The organism is Lapillicoccus sp. (assembly GCF_036559105.1).
Taxonomy (GTDB): domain Bacteria; phylum Actinomycetota; class Actinomycetes; order Actinomycetales; family Dermatophilaceae; genus Lapillicoccus.
Genome location: NZ_DATBTV010000056.1, coordinates 1 through 12,260 on the forward strand (window position 1 = coordinate 1; position 12,260 = coordinate 12,260).

At 71.5% G+C, this 12,260-nt stretch carries 14 protein-coding genes and 1 tRNA gene; 6 read left to right on the forward strand and 9 right to left on the reverse strand.

All coding sequences use genetic code 11. The annotated features are described in order from the left end of the window. Positions 1 to 55 precede the first annotated feature (55 nt). A tRNA-Ser gene (locus VIG79_RS07705) sits at positions 56 to 140 on the forward strand. Positions 141 to 209: 69 nt separating this feature from the next. On the opposite strand, the gene VIG79_RS07710 is transcribed toward VIG79_RS07705, so the two are convergent. The 3 genes from VIG79_RS07710 to VIG79_RS07720 form a co-directional block, all read right to left on the reverse strand. Next, positions 210 to 1,121: a BadF/BadG/BcrA/BcrD ATPase family protein gene (locus tag VIG79_RS07710; RefSeq protein ID WP_331884232.1), complete on the reverse strand. Its 912-nt coding sequence runs from the start codon at positions 1,119 to 1,121 to the stop codon at positions 210 to 212. 9 nt (positions 1,122 to 1,130) lie between these two features. After that, complete coding sequence (gene murQ / locus VIG79_RS07715; protein WP_331884234.1) at positions 1,131 to 2,042, reverse strand: N-acetylmuramic acid 6-phosphate etherase; 912 nt, start codon at positions 2,040 to 2,042, stop codon at positions 1,131 to 1,133. Positions 2,043 to 2,116: 74 nt separating this feature from the next. After that, complete coding sequence (locus VIG79_RS07720; RefSeq protein ID WP_331884237.1) at positions 2,117 to 3,019, reverse strand: MurR/RpiR family transcriptional regulator; 903 nt, start codon at positions 3,017 to 3,019, stop codon at positions 2,117 to 2,119. Positions 3,020 to 3,112: 93 nt separating this feature from the next. Here VIG79_RS07720 and VIG79_RS07725 point away from each other — a divergent pair, with 93 nt between their 5' ends. Together VIG79_RS07725 and VIG79_RS07730 are read left to right on the forward strand one after the other, a co-directional pair. Continuing rightward, positions 3,113 to 3,952, forward strand: a complete 840-nt coding sequence (locus tag VIG79_RS07725) for a helix-turn-helix transcriptional regulator (protein ID WP_331884240.1) — start codon at positions 3,113 to 3,115, stop codon at positions 3,950 to 3,952. Continuing rightward, entirely contained in the window at positions 3,924 to 5,207 is a 1,284-nt protein-coding gene (locus tag VIG79_RS07730; RefSeq protein WP_331884243.1) for an APC family permease, read from the forward strand. The genes VIG79_RS07725 and VIG79_RS07730 overlap by 29 nt, the downstream gene beginning before the upstream one ends. Positions 5,208 to 5,295: 88 nt before the next feature. On the opposite strand, the gene VIG79_RS07735 is transcribed toward VIG79_RS07730, so the two are convergent. Continuing rightward, a complete protein-coding gene (locus tag VIG79_RS07735) occupies positions 5,296 to 7,080 on the reverse strand; it encodes a helicase HerA-like domain-containing protein (RefSeq protein WP_331884246.1) in 1,785 nt (594 codons plus the stop codon). A gap of 93 nt (positions 7,081 to 7,173) precedes the next feature. On the opposite strand from VIG79_RS07735, the gene VIG79_RS07740 reads away from it, so the two are divergent. Together VIG79_RS07740 and VIG79_RS07745 are read left to right on the forward strand one after the other, a co-directional pair. Beyond that, a complete protein-coding gene (locus tag VIG79_RS07740) occupies positions 7,174 to 7,470 on the forward strand; it encodes a type II toxin-antitoxin system VapB family antitoxin (protein WP_331884249.1) in 297 nt (98 codons plus the stop codon). A gap of 5 nt (positions 7,471 to 7,475) precedes the next feature. Continuing rightward, positions 7,476 to 8,006, forward strand: a complete 531-nt coding sequence (locus tag VIG79_RS07745) for a LytR C-terminal domain-containing protein (protein ID WP_331884252.1) — start codon at positions 7,476 to 7,478, stop codon at positions 8,004 to 8,006. A gap of 3 nt (positions 8,007 to 8,009) precedes the next feature. Here VIG79_RS07745 and aroQ read toward each other — a convergent pair whose 3' ends face one another. The 5 genes from aroQ to VIG79_RS07770 all read right to left on the reverse strand — a co-directional run bounded on the left by aroQ (position 8,010) and on the right by VIG79_RS07770 (position 11,169). Then, on the reverse strand, positions 8,010 to 8,453 hold the full coding sequence (gene aroQ, locus VIG79_RS07750; protein ID WP_331884255.1) for a type II 3-dehydroquinate dehydratase: 444 nt from the start codon (positions 8,451 to 8,453) through the stop codon (positions 8,010 to 8,012). 22 nt (positions 8,454 to 8,475) lie between these two features. Beyond that, entirely contained in the window at positions 8,476 to 8,973 is a 498-nt protein-coding gene (locus VIG79_RS07755; RefSeq protein ID WP_331884258.1) for a Rieske (2Fe-2S) protein, read from the reverse strand. Next, entirely contained in the window at positions 8,970 to 9,536 is a 567-nt protein-coding gene (locus VIG79_RS07760) for a DUF6529 family protein (RefSeq protein WP_331884260.1), read from the reverse strand. The genes VIG79_RS07755 and VIG79_RS07760 overlap by 4 nt, the downstream gene beginning before the upstream one ends. Then, on the reverse strand, positions 9,523 to 10,269 hold the full coding sequence (locus VIG79_RS07765; protein WP_331884262.1) for a hypothetical protein: 747 nt from the start codon (positions 10,267 to 10,269) through the stop codon (positions 9,523 to 9,525). Before VIG79_RS07765 ends, VIG79_RS07760 begins: the two co-directional genes overlap by 14 nt. 189 nt (positions 10,270 to 10,458) lie before the next feature. After that, complete coding sequence (locus VIG79_RS07770) at positions 10,459 to 11,169, reverse strand: phosphatase PAP2 family protein (protein ID WP_331884264.1); 711 nt, start codon at positions 11,167 to 11,169, stop codon at positions 10,459 to 10,461. A gap of 359 nt (positions 11,170 to 11,528) precedes the next feature. Between VIG79_RS07770 and VIG79_RS19775 the strand changes: the two genes are divergently transcribed. Then, positions 11,529 to 11,936: an ATP-binding protein gene (locus VIG79_RS19775; protein ID WP_414672600.1), complete on the forward strand. Its 408-nt coding sequence runs from the start codon at positions 11,529 to 11,531 to the stop codon at positions 11,934 to 11,936. Positions 11,937 to 12,260 lie beyond the last annotated feature (324 nt).

The window sequence follows — 12,260 nt, forward strand, 5'->3', positions numbered from 1 at the left end:
TGACACCCTCAAGCGGATTTCAGCCGCCGCCGCGACCTCGGATAGCCTGCGCGGCGGAGGATTCGCATAGTGGCCTAGTGCGCACGCTTGGAAAGCGTGTTGAGTGAAAGCTCTCAGGGGTTCGAATCCCCTATCCTCCGCTCCGTGCCGGCGCTCCGCCGCCGGCCCCTCGTGGCTCCACGCCAGGCGACTCCCCCTGAAACGGCGACTCAGCCCCGCTGCAGGTATGCGGCGTGGCCGGTCAGCTCCTGGCCGGCGGCCAGGTGCTCGGCCAGCAGGACCGCGCCGTCGAGGCCGGTGCCGACCGGCGGCTGGACGTCCAGTCCGAGCGTGGCCGCCTCCGCGTCGAACGCCTCCTGCACCGGTGCTGCACTCAGCAGGCCCCCGGTACGCGACAGGCCGACGCCGTCGATCCCCGCCGCCGCCGCGGCGAGGGAGTGGGCGAGCTCGCGGCCGGCCTGGGCACAGATCCGGGCGGCGACCTCGTCGGTCGGGGCCAGGGCCGTCACCAGGGGTGCGACGCCCGCGATGACCGCCACCGCGTCCTGCCGGGTCATGGCCAGGCGGGGCCAGGTCTCCGGCGGGCCGAGCAGTTCGGTGGCGGCGGCCAGCAGGGCCTCCCCGCCGGCCGTCACCCCGTCGAGCGTCATGAGGGCGGCCTCGAGCGCCTGCAGACCCACCCAGACCGACGAGCCGCGGTCGCCGAGGATGTGCCCCCACCCGTCGACCCGTCGCCATACCCGGTCGAAGTCGGTCGCGAAGGCGACCGCCCCCGTTCCCGCGGCGACGACCGCTCCCGGTCGGACCGACCCCACGGCCCCCACCATGGCGGCGAGAGCGTCGCCGCATACCCACACATCGTGAGCCCCGACGCGTTCCCGGACCAGCGCCATGACCTGGTTCGGGTCGGCGAGCGCCAGGAGGCCGCGCATGGACCAGACGAGGACGTCGGGTCCGGTGGGAACGAGCGGTACCACGGAGTCGACGAGCGCGACGACGTCGATCCCGGCCGGTCCGATCCGCAGTCCGGCGCCCGAGCGGACCGGTCCGGGAACGCCGTCGACGACCACCTGGCTGCGCAGTCCGGAGCCGCCGACGTCGATCCCGACGACGACGCCCAACCCGGTCCCCTAGCGCGTCGGCGGGATGGCGCCGAGCGCGGCCGCCACGGAACCGCCGTGCGCGTCGAGAAGGGCCCGGGCATCGGCCGCTGGGATGTCGGTGAGCAGGTGCAGGAGAGCCGGCTTCAGCTCGTTGCCCGCCTCGGCGAGGGCCTTCTGGGCGGACTCCTCGTCGACCCCGGTGGCCTCGCGCAGGATGCGCACGACCCGGCCGCGCAGCTTGGCGTTGGTGGCGACGACGTCGACCATGAGGTTCGACCAGGTCCGCCCGAGCGCGATCATCACCGACGTCGAGAAGCCGTTGAGAATGAGCTTCTGCGCCGTCCCGGCCTTGAGTCGGGTCGACCCGGTGACGACCTCGGGCCCAGTGGTGGGGGCGATGACGAAGTCGGCGAGCGCACCGATCTCGGACTCGGAGTGAGCGGTCACCAGCGCCGTGAGGGCGCCGCGCTCCCGGCCCACCGTCAGGGCGCCGCGCACGTACGGCGTGCGTCCGGACGCGGTCAGGCCGATGACGACATCGCCGGACCGGAGGATCTGCGCCTCGCGGCGGCCGGCCTCCTCGTCGTCCTCGACGTTCTCGACGGCGGACAGCAGGGCCTCGGCGCCACCCGCGTGGTGGGCGGTGAACAGCCCGACCGGCGAGTTGAACGTCGGCATCAGTTCCGCGGCGTCGAGCACGGCGAGCCGGCCGGACGTCCCGGCCCCGAAGTAGTGCACACCGCCGCCCGCCCGGATCCGCACGACGGCGGCGTCGACCAGCCGGGCCAGCTCGGGCAGCACCGCCGACACCGCGGTCGGGACCGTGGAGTCCTCGGCGTTGAGCAGCTGGAGCACCTCGAGGGTGGGCAGCCGGTCGATGTGCACCGAGGCCGGGTTGCGGTCCTCCGTCGGCGCACTGACATTGACGGCGTCCTCCACGCTGCGGATGTTAGTTTCCTCCATGACCACGGTCAATCACGCCAACGACTGACGCCAGGCATGGGCGGAGCCTCTCAGACGTGGTGGCCGGCGACGGCCGCCCGGGTCTCGGCGACGGCCTTGGTCGCCCGGTCGAGGTCGCGATGGGCGACCGTGATGTAGAGGCAGTCCACGACGGTCAGCGCGGCGATCCGGCTCGCCGTCGCGCCGGAGCGCAGCGAGGTCTCGCGGGCGGCGGTCGTGAGGACGATGTCCGCCGTCCCGACCAGGCGCGACAGCGGGAAGTTGGTGATCGCGATCGTCGTGGCTCCGCGACTGCGGGCCTTGGCCAGCGACTCGATGGTCTCCTTGGTGGTTCCCGAGTGCGAGATACCGATCGCCACGTCGCCGGGGCCCAGGAGCGTCGCGCTGGTCAGGGCGACGTGCGGGTCGTTCCAGGCGAACGCGAGCACTCCGATCCGGTGCAGCTTCTGCTGGGCGTCGAGGGCAACCACCCCGCTCGCGGCGATGCCGTAGAGGTCGACCCGCGTGGCCGCGGCGATCGCGTCGGCGGCCCTGGTGAGCGCCTCGCGGTCGAGCTGCTGGGCGGTCTCCTCGACGGCGCTCGCATCCGCATACGCGACCTTGGAGATGATGTCGTCGACGGTGTCGTCCTCGTTGATGTCGCTTGTCGACGCGGTGAGCAGCCGGGGTTGGGCGGACTCCGCGGCGAGCGCCAGCCGGAGCTGGGGGTAGCCGGGCATGCCCAGTCGCTTGCAGAACCGGAGCACCGTCGTCTCGGAGGTCCGGGCCGCGTCGGCCAGCTCGCTGATGGTCAGCGCCGCGGCGGCGCGCGGGTCGGCCAGGACGCATTCGGCGACCCGGTCCTCCGCCGGCGACAGGGACGGTCGGAGACCTCGGAGCCGAACCAGCAAGCCGGCCGGCGACTCGGGTTCGACCCGAGGCGGCCGGGTGGTGCTGCGCGCACGACCTGCCATGCCCACCACGCTAATGGAGGGGCATACGCGCTGTCCTCGAAGTTCCACCACCACCATCGGGCGGGTAGCGCGGCCCGCTGGCACACTGGCGCCATGGCAGCCACGGGCGGCGACGGGAGCGGCGGCCCCGCTCCCACGCTCGGGGAGTTCCTCCGCGAGCGCCGGATGCGGCTCCAACCCGAGGAGGCCGGCCTTCGCCGCCCCCGCGGACAGCGCAGCTCGGCCGACCCCGGGATGCGGCGCGAGGAGGTCGCGGAGCTCGCGGACATCTCCGTCGCGTACTACACGTTCATCGAGCGCGGCCGCGACGTGCGGCCCTCGAAGGAGGTGCTGCGGTCGATCGGTCGTGCCCTGAACCTCACCGCCGGCGAGCAACGACAGCTGTTGGACCTCCGTACCGGTGAGCCGCCCCGCCACCACTCGATCCTCACCGAGATCGGCGAGGAGGTGCACGAGCTCGTCGACGTCCTCGACCCCAACCCGACCTACACGATGAACGCACGCTGGGACCTCATGCACTGGAACCGCGCCGCCGAGCTGCTGTTCACGAACTGGCACCGCCGGCCGCCGGAGGAGCAGAACATGCTCTGGTTCTACCTCTGCGACCCGTATGCCCGCCGGCTCTACGTCGACTGGGAGGCCGAGGCGCGCAACCAGGTCGCGCACTTCCGGGAGTCGTACTCGCAGTTCGGGCACGACCCGTCGTTCATGGCCCTGCTCGAGGAGATCTTCACGATCACGCCGGAGGCCCGCACGTGGTGGGAACGCCACGACGGCCCACCGAACCGCAGTGGCATCAAGCGCGTTCGGCTCCCCGACCACCGTGAGGTGGGGTTGCGTCAGCTCGTCCTCGAGGTCGCCGACAACCCGGAGATCCAGGTCGTGACGTACTTCGCCGGGTGGGATGACAGCGAGGACGACGCCGACGACTGACCAGGGCCGCCCCGCGCTGCACCGCCGACTCGGGGTGCGGGACGCCGTCGTCATCGGGCTCGGGTCGATGGTGGGCGCCGGGGTGTTCTCGGCGTTCACCCCCGCTGCGGCTGCTGCCGGCTCGGGCCTGCTCGTCGGGCTGGTCGTGGCGGCGGTCGTCGCCTGGTGCAACGCGACGGCGTCGGCACAGCTGGCCGCGCAGTACCCGACCTCCGGCGGCACGTACGTCTACGGCCGGGAGCGGTTGGGGCCGTGGTGGGGGTTCGTCGCCGGGTGGGGCTTCGTCGTCGGCAAGACTGCGTCGTGCGCGGCGATGGCGCTCACCGTGGCGACCTACGCCGTCGGGGGCGACGCCCGGGCCACCCGGTTCCTCGCGATCGCGGCGGTGGTCGGCCTGACCATCGTGAACCTGCGCGGCATCACGAAGACCGCGCGGCTGGCCACGGTGCTCGTCGTCCTGACCATCGGCATCCTCGGCGTGACGCTGGTCGCCATCGGCGTCTCGAACCGCACGTGGCACTCGCCCTTCGAGGGGTGGGGGACGTCGTCCGCATACGGGATCCTGCAGTCCGCCGGGCTGCTGTTCTTCGCGTTCGCCGGGTATGCGCGGATCGCCACCCTGGGCGAGGAGGTGCGGGACCCGGAGACCACGATCCCGCGGGCCATCCCGCGAGCGCTGGGGATCGTCGTCGTCCTCTACGCCGTCGTGGGGGTGGTTCTCCTCGCCGTCCTCGGCCCGGCCGGCGTGGCGGGGTCCGACCTTCCGCTGCTCGCCGCCGCCGACCAGGCGGGGGTGAGCTGGATGGGCGCGCCCGTCCGTGTGGCGGCCGTCCTGGCCAGCCTCGGTGCCCTGCTCGGGCTCGTCACCGGCGTCAGCCGGACGATGTTGGCGATGGCACGGGAACGCGACCTGCCCGCCGTGCTGGCGACGGTCGACGAGCGGCATGGCGTTCCCCAGGCGGCGCAGGCGGCGGTCTGCGCCGTGGTGGTCCTGCTCGTGGTGGCCTTCGACGTGCGGGCCGTCATCGGGTTCTCGTCGTTCGGGGTGCTCGTCTACTACGCGGTGGCGAACGCCGCGGCGGTCACCCAGGACGCGACACACCGGCGCTGGCCACGGGGGCTGCACCTCCTCGGGATCGTCGGCTGCGTGGTCCTCGTGGTGACGCTGCCGTGGGCCGCGGTGGCGGTCGGCGTAGGCGTGTTCGCGGTCGGCGTGCTCGGGCGAGTGCTCGCTCAACGCCTCCGGGCCCCCTGACACCCCGCTTCCGGACGTCCGTTGTTACCGGTTTCGGGCCGCCGGGCGCGAGGAAACCGACAACAACGGCCGTCTGGAAGCGGACAGGTCAGCGGCGGCGGGCCGTCCCGAAGAGGTTCCGGGTGATCTCGCGGCCCAGCGCCGTGCCGGCCGACCGGAGCATCGACTTGACCGCCGAGTTACCGAGGACCGACTCGACGACGGTGGGCTGAGCTGCCTGGCGCTTCGCGTCGGCCGCCACCTGGCGGGCGGCTTCCCTCTCCGCGGCAACCCGGGCCCGCTCGGCCTCCTTCTCGGCCTGCAGCCGGGCCTTGTCCGCAGCGGCCTGCGCCCGCTCCGCCTCCTTGGCCGCAGCGGCGTCGGCCTTCGCCTGGGCCGCCTCGGCAGCGGCGTCCGCCTTGGCCTGTGCCTCGGCGGCCGCCGCCGCGGCGGCCTCGGCCGCCTGCTCCTGCGTCGCGGCGTTGAGCGTCTCGTACGCCGACTGGCGGTCCTGCGCCGTCGCATACGCCTCGTTGAGCGGGCTGACGCTGATGATCTGCGTCAGGGTCTCGGTCGGCGCCGGGGCCATCAACGACTCGGGCGCGCGCATCCGGGTCCAGGCGACCGGTGTCGGGGCACCCTTCTCGGACAGGACGGTGATGACTGCCTCGCCGGTACCGAGCGAGGTCAGCACCTTGCTGAGGTCGTAGTCACTGGTGGGGTAGGTCGAGACGGCCGCCTTGAGCGCCTTGGCGTCGTCCGGGGTGAAAGCGCGGAGAGCGTGCTGGACCCGGTTGCCGAGCTGGGCCAGGACGTCGCCCGGGACATCTTTGGGTGACTGCGTCACGAAGAAGATGCCGACGCCCTTGGAGCGGATCAGCCGGACGGTCTGCTGGATCGCGTCGAGGAACTGCTTCGACGCGTCGTTGAACAGGAGGTGGGCCTCGTCGAAGAAGAACACCAGCTTGGGCTTCTCGAGGTCCCCCACCTCCGGCAGGTCGTGGTACATGTCGGCCAGCAGCCACATGAGGAACGTCGAGAACAGCGCCGGGCGGTCCTGCACCGCGGGCAGCTCGAGCATCGTCACCATGCCGCGCCCGTCGGCGGCGGTGCGCAACAGGCTGGCGGTGTCGAACTCGGGGAGCCCGAAGAAGACGTCGGCCCCCTGGGCGGAGAACGTGATCAGCTCGCGCAGGATCACCCCGGCGGTCGCCGCCGACAGGCCTCCGAGCTCCTTGAGGTCGCCCTTGCCCTCGTCGGAGTTGAGGTACGAGATGACCTCTCGCAGATCCTTGAGGTCGTCGAGCAGCAGTCCGCGCTGGTCGGCGTAGTGGAAGACAAGACCGAGGCTGGACTCCTGGGTCGCGTTGAGCCCTAACACCTTCGACATGAGGACCGGACCGAACGAGGTGACCGAGGTACGGATCGGGACCCCTTGGCCCATGCCACCGAGCGACAGGAACTCGACGGGATAGCCCTTCGGCTCCCACGCGAGCCCCATGCTCGCGCAGCGCTCCTCGATCTTCGGGTTCGGCTCCCCTGCGACGGCCATGCCGCTGAGGTCGCCCTTGATGTCCGCGAGGAAGACCGGGACGCCCTGGGCCGACAGCTGCTCGGCCATGAGCTGGAGGGTCTTGGTCTTGCCGGTACCGGTGGCGCCGGCGACCAGCCCGTGCCGGTTCATGACGGAGAGCGGGATCCGCACCTTGGCCTCGGGGTAGATGGTGTCCTCGAACACTGCGCTCCCGAACAGCAAGGACGGGGTGTCGAACCCGTACCCCGCCGTGATGGCCGCGATCTGGTCGGGAACCGGTCCCGCGGGGTTGGTCGCCGCCGGTGCGGCGGGCACTGACGGAGGTGGCGGGGGCGTGGTCGCATCGGTCACGATTCGCATGCTAGTCCGCGCGAATCGGGGCCAACCCGTAGGAACGGGGCCGGAACTGGTCGTGCCCGGAAGCAACCGGATACGTCGCCCTAGACTGCGGCGGTGATCTTCAAGGCCATCGGCGACACGCGCCCGTACCCCGACCACGGGCACGTCTCGGCGAGGGACTGGTCCGATGTCCCGCCCCGGCAGGTGCGGCTGCAGGAGCTGATCACGACCAAGACCACGCTCGACCTCGGCATGCTCCTCTCCGAGGACTCGACGTTCTACGGGGACCTCTTCGCGCACGTCGTGGAGTGGAAGGGCGACCTGTACCTCGAGGACGGACTGCACCGCGCGCTGCGCGCCGCTCTCCAGCAGCGACCCACCCTCCACGCACGCGTCCTCGTGCTTCACTAACCTCCGTGAGTCACGTGGTGGAGTCTGCGGCGTCGCAGCGGCACCGGAGAAACCGGCGAACGGCGATCATCCTCGTCGTGCTGGTGGCCCTGCTGGCCGGCGCCTTCTACTACGCGGCCTCCTACTTCAACCGGCCGTCGAGCCCCGCCGCGTCGGGTTGTCCCACCAGCGACTTCACGGCGGGAGCCGCTCCGGCGGCCATCACGCCGGCCCAGATCACGGTGAACATCTACAACGCCACGAACCGTGCGGGACTTGCGGCCTCCACGGCCAAGGACATCAAGGCGCGAGGGTTCGTCATCGGCCAGGTCACGAACGACCCCCTGAAGAAGAAGATCGACGGCCCAGCCGAAGTCCGCTTCGGCCCCAACGGGAAGGCCGCGGCGGATCTCGTGGCCAAGCAGGTCGAAGGGTCGAAGCCCACCCAGGACACGAGGGCGGATGCGACCGTCGACCTCGTCATCGGCAACGGGTTCAAGGCTCTGGTTGTCGCGGCGACTCCGACGGCGACGGTTGCGGTCCCGAACCCCTGCTGACGGTCAGGTCGTCGAGGCCCGAGCCGCGACCGCGGCGATGGCCAGCTCGTACCCCTGAGGACCGAGCCCGACGATGACGCCGGTGACCACGGCCGACAGGTACGAATAGTGGCGAAACCGTTCTCGCGCATGGACGTTCGAGATGTGCACCTCGACCACGGGGCACGTCACGGTCACCAGCGCGTCGCGGATCGCCACGGAGGTATGCGTGTAGGCGCCGGCATTGATGACGATCCCCGCCCCGTGCCGGACGTCCTGGACCATGTCGACCAGCTCGCCCTCGCGGTTGCTCTGGCGGCAGTCGACGTCGAACCCCAGACCATCGGCGTATGCGGCGCAGCGCGCCTCGATGTCGGCGAGGGTCTCGGACCCGTAGACCGACGGGTCACGTTCGCCGAGCAGGTTGAGGTTCGGGCCGTTGAGGACGGCGATCACCGGGCGGGCCATGTCGGCCTTTCTACACGGCTTTCTAGAGCGTGACGACACCGTCCACGACGGAGAACTGCCGCGCGGGGAGCGGCTGCGCGGCCGGCCCCGACGTGACCTCGCCGGTCAGCGAGAACGCGCTCCCGTGGCAGGGGCACGAGATCGTGCCGTTCGCGACGGAGTCGACGAGGCAGCCCTGGTGCGTGCAGACGGCGCTCAGGACCCGGACCTCGGTCGCGGTCGGGCGCGTCACGACGAGCTGCCGGTCGGCGAGGACTGCCCCACCGCCCACCGGGAGGTCGGCGAGCTTGGCGATCGGTGTCGGCGCGTTGACTGCGGCTTGACCCGGTGGGGCGACCTGAGCCGGTGGAACGGCCTGAGCCGGAGCTGCGGGCGGCGGCGCGGGGCGGCCCTTGCCGTAGCCCGCGCAGCCGCCGACGGCCGTGACACAGATCGCCGCGGCGCCGCACAGGACCGGGCGGCGGGCCTGCAGGCCGGGCGCGGGCTCTGAACTAGAGATTGCGGTCGAGGTCGTGCTCATCGGAGGGCTCCCGTCGTCGTGAAGTACCAGAGCGCCGACGTGAGCCAGAGCCCGGCCAGGGCGGTGAACAGCAGGCCGCCGAGCACGGGGAGCGTCCAGCCCGGGACGGACGTCGGACGCAACGCGAGCATCTTGGCGGTGAAGGCGCCGAAGAACAGGCAGCCGAGCAGCGAGTGGGCCAGGACCCGTGGGTTGTCGTGCTCGACACCGAACGCATACAGGCAGTGCGTCACCACGGGCAGCGTGGCGAGGACCGCGAGGCGACCGGACCACCGGTGCAACGGCGCGACCCAGGTTCGGTCGCCCAGACCGAACCAGCCCCACATCCCCGCTCCCGTGACGACCTGGACGACGGCCAGCACGACCGCGGCCGTGGTGAGCCACGACTTCGCCACCGCTCCGGTCGAGAAGCCCGCGATGCCGATCCCGTACTGCGCCGGCTCGTGCACCGACCCGTAGACACCGAGCGCGACCGCCACGCCGACGCCGGCCACGACAGGTACGGCGAGGAGGGCGAGCCCCGGCCGGCTCGTCACGGGGGACTTGACGTCAGAAGCGGTCATCGCCGCTCACCTCCTGGGGGTATGCCTGCTGGCCGTCGAGCGTGACGGCCCGTCCGGGGACGAGGACCGGCGCCGGGGCGACGACGCCGGATCGGGACCGGAGGCCGACCTGCGTGCCGTCGGGCTGGACGATCCAGCCGACCGTCGTGCCATTGGTGTCGAGTCGGTAGAGGCCGGCCGGGGCGGACGCCAGGGCGGCGGTCACGTCGACGGGTCGACCGTGGACCGTGCCCGTCACGTGGAGCCCTCGGCTCGTCACCTCGGTCGTCAGACGGTCGGTGCCGGCCGCGAGGGTGGCGGTCGTCCCGGCGGCGGTGCCGGTCAGCCATGACTCGAGGGACTTCCCGTCGCAGACGTACGCGGCGACCTTCCCGTCGCGCACCGCCACGGCCACACTGGTCCGTCGGGTGGCGTCGCGGCCGACGTAGACCGCCGGGGAGAGGTAGGCGGCGGCGTACGCCGGAGTGGTCGGCGCCACCGTCGGCGCCACCGTCTGCGCCACCGTCTGCGCCGTGGACGGCGCGTCGCTGGTGGTCGCGGTCGTCGGGGGCGACGCCGCGCTCGCCGTGGACGTCGTCGCCGCGGGAGTCGCGCTCGCCCCGGCGGTGGCCACCGGCGTCTCGGCTCGGGTGTGGGCCGGGTCGGTGAGCACGTCGGCCGTGACCAGGCCGGTTCCGACCAGGACGGCGGCCACGAGCGTGACGACCGGACCTAGGTTCGAGGTGGCGCTCACGGCAGCGCGCCGCAGTCCGGCGAGTCGATGTACGGCCACTGGTAGGCCGCTGCGACGCCCAGAGGCGTCATGGCGGGAAGGGCGGTGCGGAACATGACGCCACGGTCTCGTCGCGCGGCAGGGACCCACATGAGGAGCTCACCTCAGATCCGACGCGCAGCACCTCAGAGCCGTCGGTCCTCGGTGGCGCTACTCGCCGCGATGGTGAGGCAAGATCACCGCGGTAACGGCGACGAGAACGACGCCGGCAACGACGTCGAGGACGTAGTGGTTCCCGGTCGCCAGGACCACGAGGGCGGTGAGGGCCGGGAAGATCCACACCAGCACCGCGACCTGCCGACACGGGCGGCGCAGTACCGACCAGGCGGCAGCCGCGCACCAGGTGGTCCAGGCGACGTGCATGCTCGGCATCGCGGCCAGCAGGTTGACGCCAGGGCGAGGCACGGACGCGGCGGCACCGCCGAGGATGTCGGCACCCGCGATGTAGTCCACGATCCCGGGCTGCGCGAACCGCGGTGGGCTCACCGGGAAGAGCCACACGAGTAGCAGGTCGACGAGGGTCACCACGACCAGGACGGTGCGCCACCGGCGGTAGTCGGCCGGGGACGCCACGTAGAGCCAGGCCAGGACCGCGGGGACCGCGAGCAGACAGAGCCGGTAGAAGTAGCCCGTCGCGTAGACGACGACGTCGTGCCTCGCAGCGAGCTCGTTCATCCACCCCCCGACCGCGATCCGCATCGACCGTTCGGCCCGCTGGATGAGCAGGGCGTTGTCCGTCGCCGTCGGGTCGCCGCGGTCGACCGCGGCGCGAGCCGCACCGAACGCGACGTACCCGCCCACGAGTCCGGCGAGCTCGAGGTACCACCGGGGCCGCTGAGAGCGACGAGGCGGCTCGGACATGCCCGGCAGCATACGAACGCGGTGGACGTCGGCCGCCACGCTCAGGGGCGGCCGGCGTCAGCGGTGATGCGGTGGCGGTGGGATGTGAACCCCCGGTGGAGTTACCCCCGCACACGCTTTCGAGTTCTGCGACGTTCGATTCGTCGACGTGTGCCCGCAGCGGCTGAGCGCGCGAGACAGTGAGTGAGGACCGTCCGGGACCTACGTGGACGCTTACGGATGCGACTAAGAATGAGACTGCGCCCGTAAGGTGGGGCAGCATCGCGCGTCAGTGTTACGGCGTTTCCGAGGCTGGGACGGTGAGATTGATCTCCGGAGACTGGTGGTTCGGGCTTCTTACGGGTTTCGGAGCTTGCTTGATGCTTTGGCCGTTGAACCGGCCCTCGACACAGACCGCCATACCGACGCTGAGCACCAAGCGGGGCCCTCTCGGGAGGGTGGCCGGCAGGCCGGCTGGCGGGCGGGACCTCGGCCGGCTGGAGTTCACGGTCGACCAGTTGTCCAGGGTCCGTGCTGCGGTGCGGCGAATGTTGACGGGCGTGGACCGGCAGCAGGCCGCCGACGTCGTGCTGGCGGTCCACGAGGTCGCCGCCAACAGTGTTGTGCACGGGGCAGGGACTGGCGTTTTGCGGGCTTGGGACGACGGGCACCAGCTGGTCTTCGAGATCGAGAACCGGCGCGTCTGGCCGTCCATGCCGGTGACCCGGGCCCCGACAGTCGACCAGCTGTCGGGTCGGGGGGTTGTGGATGGCGCGCCATCTCGTTGACGACGTGTCCGTCGAGGTGACCGCTGACCGGGCCATCGTGCGGCTTCAGACGGTGCGGTCCAGGCCCAGCAGCGCTGGGTAAGTCTCTCGGCGCTGCCAGAAATTCCGTGGCACGTGAGCCAATTGCCACGTCGCCTGGGTTTGTGCATGGTCGCCCGGCCGGCCCGCTGCCGGTGTCTAGGGCCGTTCTGGTGGGGTCAGGAGCAGTGATAGGCCTTGGTGTGGTTGGAGGTTCAGGCGCAGGGTGTGACCGTCACCCACGTCCGGCAGTCGCGTGTTGGTGAGCATGTCGGTGACGGTGCTACCGACCGTCAGGTGGTCGGA